Here is a 16,052-nt window from a genome sequence, read left to right as displayed (position 1 = left end):
ATCGAGCTTCAGCAAGAATGACAGTCAATCTTATGTGAGGAGTGATAAGAATGAGTTCAAGAAAGGTTCGCCAGTTGTACGTTCGCCTCGTCTGCCTGCTGCTATGCGGTTTGCTTGCCTTGCCCTTGTTCGATCACCAAGAGGCGCAGGCAGCCGGCATCACGATGTCTGTGGCCAATTCTTCGTTCGAGGAGAGCAGTACGACGCTTTCGCATTGGAGCACGCATCCCACTTATGGTACGGCTACCGCAACGCTTTCGAATGAAAGGGCTTACACGGGGACGAATAGCATGAAAATGGTAGACATCAGTTCTTCAAGTTCGCTGGCACGCGTGAGCGAAAAAATCAGTATTTCGCCAACGGAACAGGTGGCATATACGGCATCAGCGTACGCTTACATTGAGCAAGGCTCGATCGAAGTGTTTCTGATTTTTTACAACGGGACCGCTCAAACCGTCGTGACTCCCGTAAACGTTACGCCGCCCGTTCTCAACCAGTGGAACAAACGGTCGATTACCGCAGAAGCGCCAGTCGGCGCCACGGAAGTGGCCGTCATGATCTATAGCGGACTGAACAGCATTACGACGGCCTATGTGGACGATGTCTCGATCGGCAAGACGGTGAAAAATCCAGGTTTTGAATCGGCTTTGAGCGGAACCTGGAGCGTGTCGGGGGCAGCGGCATCGACGACGATGAAAACAGGAGGGACCTCCAGTCTCAAGTTGGAGGATGCCAGCACATCGGCATCAAGCTACGCGGAGAGCAGCGATGTCCCCGTTTCCTCCAGTGCGCGAGTATCCGCGGCAGCTAACGTTTATGTGTCGAGCGGCGACACCGGCGTAAGCCTTCATCTTCGCTTCAAGAATGCCGCCGGCACGGTGATTAAAGAGGTGGAGAACGTCTTTCAAGGTCCTGCGTCACAATGGACCCCGCTTGCGATATCGGCGACCGCACCCAACGTAACGGGGGCCAAAACCGTTTCCGTCTATCTTACGACGCAGAATGCCGCAACAACGGTTGCCTATGTGGACGATGTTACACTCGATACGCCGATTGACTATAATTTGGGCACGCCGATTATGAACAATCCGCTGGATGGTGCGGTGTTCGGCAGGGATGCCAGCGGCAGCTATGATCTGATGTACGTCGGTTCCAGTGGGTATCCGTCCAAGCTCGCCGTTTATGATGCGCGAACCGGCGAAAAGCTGGATGACCGAAATCTTGATCAAATCGAAGCCGTCTGGGGGATGACGGTCGCGCCTGATCAATCTGTCTACCTGGGCACGGCGAATAAAAAAACAATTTTTCGGTATGTGCCTGGCACGGTGATCGGTTCCGCGGGGAATCGAAGCATCCCTGACAGCTCGTTAGTGCCAATCCCGCTGCCCACAGGCTTGGATCTGATTTGGGATGTTGCCGCAGGGAGCAGCGGCAGCGTTTACGGCGGTACAGGCACTGCCGGTAAAGCCTTCCGATACAATCCGACGACGGATAGTGTAACCGTTTTGAACAATGATCAAGCGATTGTCAGCGGTGTGGCTCAAGTAAGGTCCATCGCTTATGCAAGCGATACCGAGGTGTATATGGGGATGGGGCCGACCTCCAATGCCACGATCATTCGTTTTGATCCAACAACCAGTACACAATCGACGATATCTCCAATCGGCTACGGAAGTACGTATGTGCTTGGACTTGATTACGTTCCGAATGGTACGGATTCCAGGTTGTTTGCCAAGCTTTCGAGCGAGCCGCTTATCGTCATAAATCCCGCAACCGGCGGTGTCGATGCTTCGCTTGGCAATGTGGATTCGATTGGCGTATCCATGAAACAGCCCGCGGATGATAAAGTGTACTACACGAAAGGAACGCATCTCTACGTCTACGATATTTCGGCGAAGACCCAAACCGATTTAGGCGACGTAGGGGGCAAAGCCGCGGGCTACACCTTCTTGACGGACGGGGGCAGCACCTATCTGTATGCCGCGCTTTCCTCAGGGAAAATTTTAAAATATAAGCTTGCCTCCACCCCAACCATTGACACCTCGACGTCCTTCACAATTCCTGAATCTCCGACCAAAATTCGCTCACTCGTCAAAGGTCCGGGGGATAACATCTATAACAAGCGGTTATTTGCGCGGAGGACTGAGTGTCTATGATCCGAGCAAGGGGCTGTTAACGCGCAATAAAGGCGCAGGCCAGGCGGAAAATATGACGACAATCGGCAACAATTTATATTTGGGCATCTACCCTGGCGCTTGGATCAAAAAATACGATACAACCGCATCGTGGAACGATATCACGAATCCAGCGCTCCTATTTGACGATATGGATGGCTCGCCTTTCTATCAGGACCGCCCATTCGGCATGCTGGCCGATCCTGCGCTGAACAGACTTTATGTCGGCAGCGTGGCAAGTTCCGGCAAACTGAACGGCGCTTTCACGGTGTATGATCTCACTACGAATCAACAAATCACGACTGTGCCTGACATCGTTGAACACCAAAGCATTATCGCTTTAACCTACAAGAACAATAAAGTATTCGGGGGCTCATCTGTCTACGGAGGCATTGGCAGTACGCCAGATCCGAGTGTAACGGAAGGAAAAGTGTTCACCTGGCAAACAACCGGCACGAATACACTTCCGGTTCCGCAGTACGTTCCGGTCGCGGGCAGGAAAGTCATTTCCGATCTCATCGTCGGTCCGGACGGCAACATCTGGGGACTTGCAGAAGGGAATTCATCCACCGACCCTTCACGTAATCTCACAGCCGATTTGTTTATTTTTGATCCGAACCATCCTGATGCCGCTCATACGACGATTTATACCAACAAGTTTAGTTCAGGCGGCAATGTGAGCTGGCAGGGCGGGAAAATGGTTGTTGGAAATGACGGCAACGTCTACGTTAGCATCGGTGGGAAATTATATGCGGTAGATGTGAACTCTCCCACGAAAGACGCGGTCGTGCTCGTCCCAACAGGGGTGTCGCTGCTGGCCTCGGATAAGGCTGGCGATCTGTATTACGTGAAGTACGAAACAAATCTGTACAAGTACGATAAATAGTTTTGTTCATCGCCCTCCCCTTGGCTGCTGTCAAACGGGAGGGCGATGTGTTTCAGCCTGCACCGCGCAACTTTGGTATTCCCGGAGGAATTTGCTATGATAGAGAAGAAACTTGAAAAAGAGGTGAGTGGAGTATGACGGAATTATCGCAGTCCCTATATGAAAAGGCGACATTTGCTGGCGGATGCTTTTGGTGCATGGTGACGCCATTTGATCAACTGCCGGGTATTCAATCAGTGGTCAGCGGTTATATTGGCGGGAACACGGTAAACCCGACGTATCAGGAGGTATGTTCGGAAACGACAGGCCATGCCGAAGCGGTGCAAATTACGTTCAATCCCGAGCTTTACTCCTACGATAAATTGCTGGACACGTATTGGCGTCAAATCGACCCGACGGATGCCGGCGGGCAGTTCCATGACCGGGGTTCTTCGTACCGGACGGCGATTTTTGCCCATACGGATGAGCAGTACGCGAAGGCGGGAGCGTCCAAGGCGGCGCTGGAGCAAAGCGGCCGGTTCGATCGGCCGATTGCCACGGAAATCGTACGCATCGACAGCGACGCTTTTTACCCGGGTGAGGAGTACCATCAGGATTATCACGTTAAAAATCCGGTGCGCTACAAGGCGTATCGCAAAGGCTCGGGACGTGACGCGTTTATCGAGCGGCACTGGAACACGGTGCGGGATAAAGAGGCGCGCAAGCAAGCGCTGACGCAGCTTCAATACGAAGTGACGCAAAATAGTGCGACCGAGCGCCCGTTCCAGAACGAGTTCTGGGATCATCACGAAGATGGGCTGTACGTGGACATTGTGTCCGGCGAGCCGCTGTTCACGTCCTACGATAAATTCGATTCGGGCTGCGGCTGGCCGAGCTTTACGAAGCCGTTGTTTGAAGGGCATGTGAAAGAAAAAGTGGATACCAGTCATTTCATGGTACGTACTGAGGTTCGAAGCCATGAAGCGGATTCGCATCTGGGGCACGTTTTTAACGACGGGCCTGGGCCGAATGGGCTGCGGTACTGCATCAACTCGGCGGCAATGCGTTTCATTCCGTTGGCTGAGTTGGAAAAGGAAGGATACGGCGCGTATCTGCGCTATTTTGATAAGCAGTAAGCGGCGTTCCCCACGATGTTATGCTCTAGATGCATCATCTCCCGTTCTTGGAGGCATACTACAAGCGGGAGGCGATTAACATGGATACAACATTCAACCAGAACAATGGACAGCCAGAAGAGGTCGTAGCAGTCCGCAAAAACGGTGACGGCGATATCGTCGAGCTGAAGCTGACGTCCGGCCGCGTTGTTGACTACAAGACGGCGCAGTCGATGGTCAAAAACAACGAAATTCAGCACCTGAATGTTTTCAAAGGCCGCGACCATGAAGAGCATCTGCGCTCCGATCCAGACGGCCGCAAGGACAACAATCTCGATAATTTGCCAACGTTTTAAAGGCGAACTGCAAGCGCCCCTTCTCCGAATGCTGGAGGAGGGGCTTTTTCTTCGCGCATGAAAGGAAAAATCAGTCAACTTGTCGAAGAGATGGACAAGTCGTTTTGTAGGGAGTGTTCCTATGTCCGTTTTAGAGTCTAGTGACATTGTACTCATGTGTAAGGATGAAGAAGTATTTGAAGTTGATACAGAAAAAATAATCCGCCGCGAACTGCTTCCCGGCACTCTTAACGTAAAGCCAAGCAAAGAGACCTTTTTTAGATGGATGCAGATTCGATATTCGCAAAATACAAACACGTTCGCCAGATCTCTCAGGGCTTTCACTTTCGGGCAAGGCAACAGAAAGCAGATTGATCTGACCACACATTCCTTTAGCTTATCTGATTGCTACTGGATAAAGAGAAGACAAGATCGTCTGAAGTTCAAGGATTTGTCCCCTTATCACGCGAATTTCTGGAGAGGGGATTCGGACTATCCTGGCGGGGCAGTTCCGACGTTATATGTGAATGGATTTCTGCCAAAATACTGGAAGGACAAAGATACTTTAGTTAAATCAAAAGACATTAAAGAAGTTTATTGTTATCAGTTGGCTAAAGAATTAGGCATACCTTGCGCGGAAGTTACGCCTTTTAAAGAAGGCATTGCAGTGAAGAATTTCACGAATGTTGATGTGATGTTCGAGCCCGCGAATTGTTCCGGAAGAATCCATCCAGAGGACTTCCTAGATGAAGACGTTGTTCGCGAACTAGGATATTTTGGATTCAGTATGTTGTTTTTCGATGCTCTAATCGCCAATGGAGATCGGCACTCAGGCAACTTCGGCTTTTTGAGAGACGCTAATACGGGAGCCTATTTGGGGCCAGCGCCGATGTTCGACTTCGATCATGCTTTTGAAAGTCACAACGCCAATGATATTCTTATACGTTCTGTCAAGGAGTTACAAGCAGTAAATGATGACTACCGGTTAAAAGGTGATGCTATGCTGGATACGTTGGATACGATGACAAGCATCGAGATCACGCCTTATCTGAGAGATCGGGCTATAAGTTTACGTTCTTTTGCCGAACAATAGCAACATAAAAACACACGGCCCCTGCGTCTTGCAAGCCGTGTGTTTTTGTGTTTATCAATCCGCATACCACGGATTCAAATGAATCAACACCTCGTCGACATCGGGATGTGCCTCCATGATCGACTTCTTGATGACGCGCGAGATGTCATGCCCCTCTTGAATCGTCAGCTCGCCAGAGACGGAAATCCGCGCGTCCACGAGGATGTAATGGCCGTGCTCGCGGGCGCGCACGCGGTCGATGCGCCGCACGTCGGGGCAGGCTTGAATCAGCTCCGTGATCTGCTCGAGCTTGTCATGGTCGACGATTTTCTCCATGAGAATATCAAACGATTCTCTGGCCATTTCGATGCCCAGCCGCAGAACAAGCAATGAGACGACGACACCGCCGGCCGCATCGCCGTAAGCCAGCCAGCGAATGTCGTAGTGCGATCCGACGAAGGCGAGACCGATCCCGACAACGGCGGCGAAGGACGCATAGACGTCGGCCAGATGATCCTGCGCAGTCGCGATGAGGCTCTTGCTGTTCGTCATCTTGCCGATGCGAATGGTGTAGACGTAGAGCCCATACTTCCAGGCCATGGAGATGGCGGCGGCGATAAAGGCGATGAGGCTCGGGGCGTCCGGCTCGTGAAAAAAGGCGGTAGCGGCGTGGTAGCCGATGTAGAGTGCAGCCAACACCAGGATGAAAGCGACGAAGCCCGAGCCAAGCACTTCCGCTTTGCCATGCCCGTAAGGATGGTCCTCATCCGCGGGCAGCTTGGAGATGCGCATGGCGCTCAGCGCCGCGACGGTGGCGATAATGTCCCCGGCGTTGTGGACGCCGTCGGCAAGCAAGACTTCACTATGAAAAATAAGTCCGATAACAATTTTGCCGATCGTCAGCAGAATGTTGCTGATCAGGGAGAGCCAGATGGCCCATAGGGACGAGGTGTTGCTGTTGCTCATCAATGATGACCTCCTGCGAAAGTGTTTCCTGAAGGAAAAAAAATCCCTCGACCGGGGGTCAAGGGATGGATTAGCGTAATCAGAGATATTGGCCTAATAGAAAAAGATAAAAAAGACATTGTCAACCACTTCACTTTACACAAAGATCTTTGTATAATACCACACATAACCGCAAATCACAATGCGGTCATGCGACTAGGGGAAGGAAGCAGAGACGATGCGAGTACATGAATTTACGATTCACCGTGAGCTAGAACGCAGCGACCTAGCAGGCCTGTCGGCCAAATCATCTCATTTTATGTCGGACATTACGCTAGATTTCGATTACGACGACAAGCACCATACGGTGGATGTGAAAAGCTTGCTGGGCATGCTGCTCATTCCAATCCGATCAGGCACACTGCTGCGGCTCTTGACGCGGGGCAAAGATGAGGAAGAGGCGATGCACTTTATTTTCGATCAATTCAAGCCTTTTCTCTAACCAGGCATTCGGCTGTGAAGTAAAATGTGACCGTTTTCATTGGGGAATGAGAACGATGATAAAAAAATGGCCTCCGTCCGCATAGGACAGAGGCCATTTGCCTTCTTAGGAGACTTTCCGAAAGCTCCTTTAGTGAATATCTTTCTTCTTAAATCGACCGCCCTTGACATCGTGAATGTTACCGATCGCGAGGAAAGCGCGCGGGTCGAGCTCTTCGACGATGTTTTTGAGCTTCGCTTCTTCCAGCCGCGTGATGACGCTGAAAATGACCTTTTTCTCGTCGCCCGTATAAGCGCCTTCGCCTTTCAGGTACGTCACGCCGCGTCCGAGCCGCGAGGTGATGGAATCGCCGATCGCCGCATACTCGTCGCTGATAATCCAGACGGATTTCGATTGATCCAGACCTTCGATCGTAATATCAATCATTTTGAAGGCGATGAAGTAGGCGATCAGCGAGTACATGGCGCGGTCCCAACTGAACACGAAGCCCGCGCTCGCTAGAATGAATAAGTTGAAAAACATGACGATCTCGCCGACAGAGAACGGCGTTTTCTTCGTAAACACAATTGCCACGATTTCAGTGCCGTCCAGCGAGCCGCCGGAGCGGATGACGAGTCCGACACCGATGCCGAGCACGATGCCGCCAAAGACGGCCGCGAGCAGCGGATCGATTGTAATCGCCTGCACCGAATGCAGCAGACTCGTGCCAATGGACATCAGAACGACGGAGAACGTCGTCGAGATGGCGAACGTTTTTCCAATCTGCTTGTAGCCAAGAATGACGAACGGTAAATTTAACAGAACCAAAAAGATGCTGAGCGGGATGCCGGAGAGATGGGAGACGATAATCGAAATCCCGACAATGCCGCCGTCGATAATGTGATTAGGAACCAGAAAAATTTCAAGGGCAACCGCAACGAGAATTGTCCCGATTATCATGAACAGAATGCGCTGTGCGAATTTCTGTCGCGTTAATTTTCCATGTTTTGCTTGAAAATTCGGATCTGTTTGTGCAAGTGAATTGGCCATGTCTCTTCCTCATTTCTTCAAATCATTTCGTAGGATGTACAGAATGAGAGGGAAATATCAGGCCCATGTACGTCGAAGTGAATTTGAGGAAAGCGAGGAGCAGCACTTTGAGCCGCTTCCAGATCGGATAAATGAGATACACAATGAAGATCACGAATACGGTCGTGTCGTAGCGCTGCTGCGCATCTTCATAAACCGGTTGGCTTGGCAATTGAAGCTGGATGATTTCTTTCGTAGGCAACCCCGGCTGAGCGGTGAGCACTTGCGATGTGCTCGCCAGCACTAGCGCGTCGGTATTCACTTCCGGCTGATGCGAGATTGGCGGGGTTAGCGGGAAAACAAACAAGCCAAGTATGATCCAGACCAGTAGTGTCCATTGCCATTTCCGTGTAAAAGGATGCATCCCAAGTCGTTCCCTCCCTTCGCCGAAGTATAGAAAATGTGTAAAAATTGTAGCACTTCCTTGTGGGATGAGTCAAACCCGCCCCCCTACGCATACAGTGTTAATAATGCTCTTCCATGAAGTTCATGAGAGGAAGACGCGCAAAGGTGGAGGTAAGACGTGAAAAGCCGTGTGCTCGTGATCAAAATGAATCTTTTGCCTTGGTACAACGAATTGGACGATGTCCTCGAGGTGGAGCGGCTCACCTTTCCGACAGCCGTACGTGAACGCATCCTCGCGTTTGGCGAGTACCGCATTGTTTCTATAGGCCGCAATCAGACCCGGCTGCGCAAAATACGTAAAGCAGAATAACGTTCCGGCCCGGTTGCTTACACGGAAGCGAAATGTGTTATAATGAAAGGCAGGATTTAGGAAAGAGGCAGGCTGAGTCCTGCTTCTTTTTGCGTAATGGTACGCATCACAGGACGGGGGTTCGTGAAAGGAAACTATGCTAACGTTAGAGCAAAAATTACGTATAATTGAGTCATTTCCAGAGCTGCAGCGCAAGGATGTGTCGCTGGGCCGCATTAACTTTCATTATGAAGAAAGCGTGTACGATAAGAAAAATGTGGTGTACCATTTGCACCCGAATGGCAACGGCTTCGTCTATGCGGAGCTGATCCATGGCTATGCTACGGATGACAGAGGCCTAGTCAACATCCGGGATTTTTCGGAGGACGAGATCCGCGACGTTGTGGCGAAATCGATTCTTTCGCTCACGGGTGTGTCCGTATCCAGAGGCGATGCATTGCCGGTGGCCGAAGCGGATGAGCCGACTGTGAGCGATGAGGAACAGCATCGGGAAGAATGGCGGGACGGGGAAGGGCATACGCTGACGGTCTTTTTCCTGGAGGATCTGTGGTACGTCTATGCAGGGGAGAATCTGGACTGCGCGTTTGAGACGTACGAGGAGACGGTGGAGTATTTGGAAGAGGAAGGCTTTATGAAGCACGACTAACATATGCGGTGAGGGGAAGTTGAACGTCGAATGAAATTCAGACCTTGTATCGATTTACATAGCGGCAAAGTGAAACAAATTGTAGGGGAAACGCTAGGCGGGGAAGGGGAATCCGTCGTTGAAAATTTCGTGTCTGTCCATGACTCTGCATATTATGCGGAAATGTTCAAGCGAGATCGTTTGACGGGTGGACATGTCATTATGCTGGGCGGCGGGAACGAGGAAGAAGCGGTCAAAGCGCTTCAGGCGTATCCCGGCGGCTTGCAGATCGGGGGCGGTCTCACGGCGGACAATGCGGCTTCGTATCTGGTGAAGGGCGCTTCGCATATTATTGTAACGTCGTATATTTTCAAGGACGGTCAGCTGAACATGGATCATTTGCAAAAAATCGTCGCTGCTGTCGGAAAAGAGCGGCTGGTCATCGATCTGAGCTGCAAGGAAAAAGACGGCCGATGGTTTGTGGCGACGAACCAGTGGAAGGTGCTTAGCAACTTTGAGCTCACGCCGGATAACATCAAGTTCCTAGAGCAGTACTGCGACGAGTTCCTGATCCATGCGGTCGATGTGGAAGGTAAACAAAGCGGCATTCAGCAAAGCCTTGTCAGCTTCCTGGCCCAGTGGGTATCGATCCCGACGACGTATGCGGGCGGCGCGCGTTCTTTTGAAGATTTGGCGCTCTTCCGTGAGCTGTCCGGCGGCAGGTTGGACATTACGGTCGGCAGTGCGCTCGATATTTTCGGTGGCAAATTGTCCTATGAGGAAGTCGTGGAACAGCTCGCTTGATTCTTGGGCCAAATGGGGGATGCGCATGGTGCTCGCGCGCAAGTTTTATTACAGCGGCATGTTGCTGCTGTTAGTGCTGATGATTGTGGGGGAGCTGATCTGGCTGCCTGACCCTCTGCGCTTCGGAGGCGGTACCTACTGGATCGATGCGATCGATTATGCGATTTATGTACTGGCGTTGGTACCGGTGATGTGGCTCGTTGGCGGCGTAAGACGGTTGTGGGCTGAGAAGCGCGGAGGCGTACGCGTGCTGCTAAGCCTAGTCGTTCTGGTGAATCTGTGCAGCGCAATCCTGCTCGTCACGATTCCGAAAACGATCACGTACTCGGGCGGCGCGCTCGCCCTGAGTTGGCTGCTCGTGCTCGCTGACCTCGGCGTGCAGGAGAGACAGAGGCGCAGAGTGCCTCGGCGGACCCTGTGGACGTTCGGTCTATCCCTCGTTGTGTTGGTGCTGCTCTTCTGTCCGACGAATTATCTCGTGACGTATCCGGGCCTGACGCTGCCGATGAATCGTTACGCCCAAGCGGGCGGGGGCGAGGCGCACGGGGAGATTACCGGCGTGCTCGTCTTTGAGCGGCCGGCTTTTCCGATCGATTGGGTGTATGCGAAGCTGTTCAAGGATTACTCGTTCGAAATTGAAAACCTCGGCATGAGCATCTCCGAATACAACCAAGAGGTGCGCACCGAGAAGGAAGAAGCGAATGCGGCGGGCAGCGCGATTGCGTTCCAGAAGGTCGGGCTCGGCAAAGGCATCACGTCCGAAGGGGTTCGGATTACGGCGATTCTCAAGATCAGCCAGGCGAATGAGGTGCTTCAGCCGGGCGACGTGATTGTTTCGCTTGGCGGCAAAGGGATCCGCACCGTGGAGGAACTGAGCGCACAGATGAAAGGTGTTCAGCCGGGGCAACCGGTTTCGGTGACGGTAAAAAGGGACGGCACGTCACGCGAGCTGAGCGTGAAAACGAGACCGAGCAGCGATGACCCGAATCGGGCGTCCATCGGAATTCTGATCGCGAATCAGATGAACTACGATATTCCGGATACCGTGCAGTATCACAATTATTTCCTGCATGAAGGCGGCCCTTCGCATGGCGCGATGCTGGCGCTCACGCTGATCGATCAGCTGACGCCGTGCGGCGTCACGTACGGCCATCATGTGGCGGGTACAGGCACAATCGAGCCGGACGGCTCCGTTGGAGCGGTAGGCGGGCTGGAACAGAAAGCCTACACGATTTCCCGCACGGACGCCGACGTCTTCTTCGTGCCGGAGAGCAATGAGGCCGACGCGCGCAAAGGCGCGCCGGAGTTGAACATCGTGCCGGTGCGCACGCTCGATGATATATTGAACTGGCTGAAGGCGCACCCTCAGCCAGGTTATGAAGCGGCCTGCCGGTAACGGAGGCCGCTTTTAGTCGCGCGCGGCCTCGTAGAGCTTGCGGGCGACCAGTTCGCCATCGAACATCGTCGTCGACATATGGTCGCCATGCAGTTGAATGAGCCGGTACAGGCCGAGCCGGCTGGACATGTGGGGGTGCCACCCGTAGCGCGGATCGCCAAGTGGAATGGCGGTATCTTCCAGGAGGTGCACGTAGCTTTTAGGGACAGGAAGCGCGTAAAATTTCTTCAAATTGAGCTTTTCAAAAAAGGGCCGAGCCGGTTCAGGCTTGACACCTTTGTAGATGCGCTGCGCATCGCTGAGGCTGGCGAGGTTCGTGAACGTTTCGCGGAACAGGGGAAAGGGCAGCATTAACGTATTGTTGCCGGAGCTGGCGATGAGCTGACGAAACTGCTCCACAACGGCCGGCGGAAATTCGTCCGCGAGCATGCCGCCGTCCTGGATTACGAACGCATTCAGGAAGACAAGCCGTTTGAGCCGATCCGGGACGAGTTGGGATACCGTTTGCACGAGCGACCCGCCGAAGCTGTGTCCGACTAGAATCACATCATGGAGGTTATGCTGGATGATAAAATCGGCAATGGACTTTGTCATCGTGCTGTGGGAGACGTTGGTGTTTGGGTCAGCGCCGTGTCCAGGATATTCGGGGACGTAGACGGTGTGGCCCATTTTTGTCAGCTCGGCGGCAACGGGTGCCCAGAAGCTGGTGTCGGCCCAGGCGCCATGGATGAGCACAAACGTTAACGGCTGCAACTGATCCCGCTGGGGAAATGGGGGGTCCTGCCGCCAGATGCCGGGCGAATAGGTCCAGGCGGGCTGGGCGTAGGTTGTCTGGGTATTCGCCAGCATGGCGGGCCAATCCGGGTACATCTGAACCGGCGGTTCAGGAAATTGCGTGAAAGTCATCGAAAGCAAATCCTCTCTATCCGTGATAAATGCCTATGGGATTACCATATGCCCAGGGCTTGAAATGTGTCCGTGCAACATGAGGTGCACGTGCAACCTTTTGCCGGGAGAAGCCGTTTAGAGGGTACAAGGGGGCGTCAGGAACGCCTCGCAAGAAAGGAGCTTGGGACGATGAAAAAAATGATGGCGATGGCAATGACGGTGCTGTTAGCGAGCAGTTTGACGCTAAGCTCGGCTTACGCGTTCTCGGATTTGGATGAGGGACAACAAGAGGCGATTATGTCGCTGAAGGACCGCGGTATAGTGAGTGGGTTTGATAACGAGCATTTTGTCCCGCGCGGGAAAATCAGCTATGCGCAAAGTGTGCAAATGATCGTGAAGGGGCTTGGGCTTAATCTGGATCATATTCAGTTTTTTAAAAAGCCACAGGCGTCCGATTCGTTCACGAACGTGCCGGATGACGCTTGGTATGCCGACGCGTTTATCATTGCCAACTTCAACAGCATGTCCATTCCGCGCGACGTGAACCCGAACGGGACAATTACCCGCGAGCAGTTCGCCAACCTGCTGGTCAGCGCGCTGGAGTCGAAGGGCGACTTCCCGATGGTCAAAATGTTCATGATCATCAAGGACGAGGATCAGATCACGCCCGAGCTGCAAGGTACGATTCAGCGGCTCTTGCTCTATAAAATTGCCGCACTTGACGGGAACGGTAATTTCAATCCCAAAGCGGAGCTGACGCGCGGAGAGGCGGCCGTATGGCTTTATAACGCGATCAAGATACTAGATGCGCACTCGCATGCGGAAACGCCGCAGACGGAGAATGTGAGCGTATCGGTGGAGAAGGTAACGGACGATGTGAACAAAGTTACGCTGTCCCGCGGCAGCAAGCCGACCGGCGGCTATGCAATAGACATTCAATCGATCCAGTTCACGGATCAGAGTCACGCAGTCGTAACGTACGTACTGCGCAATCCGGCGCCGGGCGAGATGGTGACGCAAATGGTGACGGAGCCGAAGGCGGTCACATATGTGGCTTCGGGTTATGAGGTGACGGCCGAGCCGGCTGCGAAGTAAGGCGATATGGCGTCGCTTTGTCTCGCCTCGCTGGTGCATAGCGGTATTTTAGAACGCTTCTTTCCTCTTTCGTGCGAGGGGAGGGAGGCGTTTTTCTTTGTGCCGTGCCGAGCTAAGCACGTATGTTCTAACCGGTGAAACCTGGGAATTAATGAAGATTACACATAGATATTAATCGTTTGGGTATAATTACAATAAATTTTTGCAACTTTGGCTGTAGAAAAGAGGACTTGGTATTATGAAATCAGTGTTAACGGCAACTGAAATGGGGAAACTTTGGGCGACTTATATCGGAAATACAATGGGTAAGTGCGTCCTTAGTTATTATCTTAAGCATATAGATGATCCTGATATTAGAGTTGCTTTAGAACACGCAATGGAGTTAAGTAATAATAATATCCAAACGATTGAGCTTTTCTTTAATCAAGCAGACTTTCCTATACCGACTGGATTTAGTGATAGTGACGTTGACTTAAAAGCGCCTCGTTTATTTAAGGATGAGTTTTATCTTCATTATTTGAAATATGCGAGCAAAGCAGGTATGAGTCTCTACTCAATTGCTGTTCCATTGGTGACGAGAAGTGATATTCGGGATTTTTTTATTAAATGTGTTGAAGGAACAATGAAATTGCAGTCTGCTATTGCTGTTATTTCAGAATCAAAAAATGAACTTATGAATTCACCTGTTATCCCTCCCCCCGATAAAGTTGATTTTGTACATAGCGAAAAGTTTCTAGGCTCTTTTTTCGGAAAAAGCAGACCTCTTCAAGGATTGGAAATTGCGCATATCTTTGGAAATCTGAATAACGATATCACAAGTAAAGCTCTTATTATTGGGTTTGCTCAAGTAACGAATGACAACAAGGTAAGAGCATTTCTTGAGCGCGGAAAGAATATTAATCAAAATCATATTGAATCATTATCTGAAAAGTTGTCTCACGATGGATTACCATCCCCGACATTAATAGATCATTTTGTGACTTCATCGACCGTCTCACCATTCTCTGACAAGCTCATGGTTTTTCATAAAGTTGACATGTTTAATGTGAAAATAAGGGAGTATGCCAATGGCATATCGCTTGACGGTAGAAAAGATATTGGTGCTTTATTTACGAAATGCCAAGCGGAAGTAATGTTATATGTGGAAGATGGTGCAAATCTCTTGATTGAAAATGGATGGTTAGAAAAACCGCCAGAGGCAGTTGACCGTAGTAAATTCTTAAAAAAATAAATGCTTAATCAGACGCCATTCTAGCAGATTCCACATTCCTCCCCATGATTCTGTACGTTTGCTACCGTTCACTTGGACAGGTCGTCTCATTCCAACTCCGCATACAATAGAGCATCCTACGGAGAACAGGCGGTGAGACTTCATGAATGTGAACTATTACACACTTGCGCTCGGCTTGCTTGGTGCGGTAAAGCTGATTTTAAACGCATTTGGCGTTGAGTTGTTTACAGACGAGACGATGAACGCTGTAGCCAACGGCTTGGCTGCCATTATGGCGGTCGTCGGCGTGTACACGAACCATCACAAAGAGGAGTAGGCTGTTGTCACGCTTATCGTTTCGCTGCATATCATGCCTGTAGTGCGATTGATATGTGATTGGAGTGAGCTTGGCACGATGGATCCATATGTGGAATATACAAATCCGAATCTCCAATTCTCGTTCGATTTGAACAAGAACAGGCTGTTCACCAGAAACCAGGAAAATTTTATTAACCGGCTTGGACGGGACAATCTGAATACACTTGGCAATGTGTCGCTATTGGATATTTATTTGAGCCGAGGCCATGTCGTCGAACCGCATTATCATCAAAATGCTGCAGAACTCGTATACGCGACCGCAGGTTCGGCTGCGGTGTCGCTCATCAATCCCTTTACGAATCAAGTGACGACAGTGATGATTTCACCAGGCCAAGTAGCGAACATTCCGCAAGGCTGGTGGCATTGGGAGGTCGCGTTGGAGGATAACACGCATTTGCTTGCGATTTTTGACGCGCCGTATCCCGAATATATTTTCGGGTCGGACATTTTGACGAAAACCCCGATTGACGTGCTTGCCCATACGTATTGTCTTGATCGCGAATTGCTTAGCAAGGCACTGCAACCGCTCAATAACGAAACGATTATTATTGGGCCGACCGATCAATGCGTCATGCAGATGCACCGCAATCAGCAAACGGCGGGATACACCCAGCAAAGCTATGAACAGCAGGCGTACCCGAGCTACAGTCAGCAGCAGCCTGTCGTCGATTTTAACACGCCATATCCCGTGCAAGGGCAAACTTATCGTTAGTCGTTGAAAATAAATAGAAAGAAGCTGCCTGGTGAGAACGCTCAGGCAGCTTCTTTTGTGTGAGTAAAACAGGAAATCATCGGAAAAGGGTTGTTTCTTTACTGGTATCGACCTATACTAAGTAAAAAGAAAGCGCTGTCATCATGCGGTATT

General features: G+C 51.3%; 18 protein-coding genes. 14 read left to right on the top strand and 4 right to left on the bottom strand.

Annotation, left to right across the window (positions count from 1 at the left end):
• The first annotated feature begins 50 nt into the window (after positions 1-50).
• From ABE504_RS17780 to ABE504_RS17760, 5 genes are all read left to right on the top strand, one after another.
• Positions 51-2,156 carry a hypothetical protein gene (locus tag ABE504_RS17780; protein WP_430091138.1) on the top strand — a complete coding sequence of 702 codons (2,106 nt, stop codon included), beginning with the start codon at positions 51-53 and terminating at the stop codon, positions 2,154-2,156.
• The gene (locus ABE504_RS17775; protein WP_430091136.1) at positions 2,131-3,060 is read left to right on the top strand and encodes a hypothetical protein; all 930 of its coding nucleotides are present in this window, start codon (positions 2,131-2,133) and stop codon (positions 3,058-3,060) included. The genes ABE504_RS17780 and ABE504_RS17775 overlap by 26 nt, the downstream gene beginning before the upstream one ends.
• Positions 3,061-3,194: 134 nt before the next feature.
• Positions 3,195-4,175 (top strand): peptide-methionine (R)-S-oxide reductase MsrB, encoded by a 981-nt coding sequence (msrB, locus tag ABE504_RS17770; protein ID WP_430091134.1) that lies wholly within the window; start codon positions 3,195-3,197, stop codon positions 4,173-4,175.
• Between the two features lie 80 nt (positions 4,176-4,255).
• Complete coding sequence (locus tag ABE504_RS17765) at positions 4,256-4,510, top strand: DUF3892 domain-containing protein (RefSeq protein ID WP_430091133.1); 255 nt, start codon at positions 4,256-4,258, stop codon at positions 4,508-4,510.
• 121 nt (positions 4,511-4,631) lie between these two features.
• The gene (locus ABE504_RS17760) at positions 4,632-5,582 is read left to right on the top strand and encodes a hypothetical protein (protein WP_430091131.1); all 951 of its coding nucleotides are present in this window, start codon (positions 4,632-4,634) and stop codon (positions 5,580-5,582) included.
• A gap of 54 nt (positions 5,583-5,636) precedes the next feature.
• On the opposite strand, the gene ABE504_RS17755 is transcribed toward ABE504_RS17760, so the two are convergent.
• Positions 5,637-6,527, bottom strand: a complete 891-nt coding sequence (locus ABE504_RS17755; protein WP_430091129.1) for a cation diffusion facilitator family transporter — start codon at positions 6,525-6,527, stop codon at positions 5,637-5,639.
• A gap of 217 nt (positions 6,528-6,744) precedes the next feature.
• Between ABE504_RS17755 and ABE504_RS17750 the strand changes: the two genes are divergently transcribed.
• Complete coding sequence (locus ABE504_RS17750) at positions 6,745-7,008, top strand: HPr family phosphocarrier protein (RefSeq protein ID WP_430091127.1); 264 nt, start codon at positions 6,745-6,747, stop codon at positions 7,006-7,008.
• Positions 7,009-7,137: 129 nt separating this feature from the next.
• Here the strand turns inward: ABE504_RS17750 and ABE504_RS17745 are convergent, their stop codons facing one another.
• Positions 7,138-7,947, bottom strand: coding sequence for a YitT family protein (locus ABE504_RS17745; protein WP_430091380.1), 810 nt, complete (start codon positions 7,945-7,947; stop codon positions 7,138-7,140).
• Positions 7,948-8,059: 112 nt separating this feature from the next.
• On the bottom strand, positions 8,060-8,440 hold the full coding sequence (locus tag ABE504_RS17740) for a hypothetical protein (protein WP_430091126.1): 381 nt from the start codon (positions 8,438-8,440) through the stop codon (positions 8,060-8,062).
• Between the two features lie 159 nt (positions 8,441-8,599).
• Here ABE504_RS17740 and ABE504_RS17735 point away from each other — a divergent pair, with 159 nt between their 5' ends.
• The 4 genes from ABE504_RS17735 to ABE504_RS17720 all read left to right on the top strand — a co-directional run bounded on the left by ABE504_RS17735 (position 8,600) and on the right by ABE504_RS17720 (position 11,616).
• On the top strand, positions 8,600-8,791 hold the full coding sequence (locus ABE504_RS17735) for a hypothetical protein (protein WP_430091124.1): 192 nt from the start codon (positions 8,600-8,602) through the stop codon (positions 8,789-8,791).
• A 136-nt stretch (positions 8,792-8,927) separates the two neighbouring features.
• Entirely contained in the window at positions 8,928-9,437 is a 510-nt protein-coding gene (locus ABE504_RS17730) for a hypothetical protein (protein ID WP_430091122.1), read from the top strand.
• A 30-nt stretch (positions 9,438-9,467) separates the two neighbouring features.
• On the top strand, positions 9,468-10,220 hold the full coding sequence (hisA, locus tag ABE504_RS17725; protein WP_430091120.1) for a phosphoribosylformimino-5-aminoimidazole carboxamide ribotide isomerase: 753 nt from the start codon (positions 9,468-9,470) through the stop codon (positions 10,218-10,220).
• Positions 10,192-11,616 (top strand): PDZ domain-containing protein, encoded by a 1,425-nt coding sequence (locus tag ABE504_RS17720; protein ID WP_430091118.1) that lies wholly within the window; start codon positions 10,192-10,194, stop codon positions 11,614-11,616. The genes hisA and ABE504_RS17720 overlap by 29 nt, the downstream gene beginning before the upstream one ends.
• A 12-nt stretch (positions 11,617-11,628) precedes the next feature.
• Here ABE504_RS17720 and ABE504_RS17715 read toward each other — a convergent pair whose 3' ends face one another.
• Positions 11,629-12,369, bottom strand: a complete 741-nt coding sequence (locus ABE504_RS17715; RefSeq protein ID WP_430091116.1) for an alpha/beta fold hydrolase — start codon at positions 12,367-12,369, stop codon at positions 11,629-11,631.
• 324 nt (positions 12,370-12,693) lie between these two features.
• Here ABE504_RS17715 and ABE504_RS17710 point away from each other — a divergent pair, with 324 nt between their 5' ends.
• The 4 genes from ABE504_RS17710 (at position 12,694) to ABE504_RS17695 (ending at position 15,899) form a co-directional block, all read left to right on the top strand.
• Positions 12,694-13,599 (top strand): S-layer homology domain-containing protein, encoded by a 906-nt coding sequence (locus tag ABE504_RS17710; RefSeq protein ID WP_430091114.1) that lies wholly within the window; start codon positions 12,694-12,696, stop codon positions 13,597-13,599.
• A gap of 238 nt (positions 13,600-13,837) precedes the next feature.
• Positions 13,838-14,830: a DUF3231 family protein gene (locus ABE504_RS17705; RefSeq protein WP_430091112.1), complete on the top strand. Its 993-nt coding sequence runs from the start codon at positions 13,838-13,840 to the stop codon at positions 14,828-14,830.
• Between the two features lie 142 nt (positions 14,831-14,972).
• Positions 14,973-15,146 (top strand): hypothetical protein, encoded by a 174-nt coding sequence (locus ABE504_RS17700; RefSeq protein ID WP_430091110.1) that lies wholly within the window; start codon positions 14,973-14,975, stop codon positions 15,144-15,146.
• A 78-nt stretch (positions 15,147-15,224) separates the two neighbouring features.
• Entirely contained in the window at positions 15,225-15,899 is a 675-nt protein-coding gene (locus tag ABE504_RS17695; RefSeq protein WP_430091108.1) for a cupin domain-containing protein, read from the top strand.
• The last annotated feature ends 153 nt before the right edge of the window (positions 15,900-16,052 follow it).

Source organism: Paenibacillus oryzisoli, from assembly GCF_050467285.1.
GTDB lineage: Bacteria > Bacillota > Bacilli > Paenibacillales > NBRC-103111 > Paenibacillus_E > Paenibacillus_E oryzisoli_A.
Note: the sequence above shows the minus strand (reverse complement) of the source record. Positions and strands in the feature narration are given on the sequence as shown.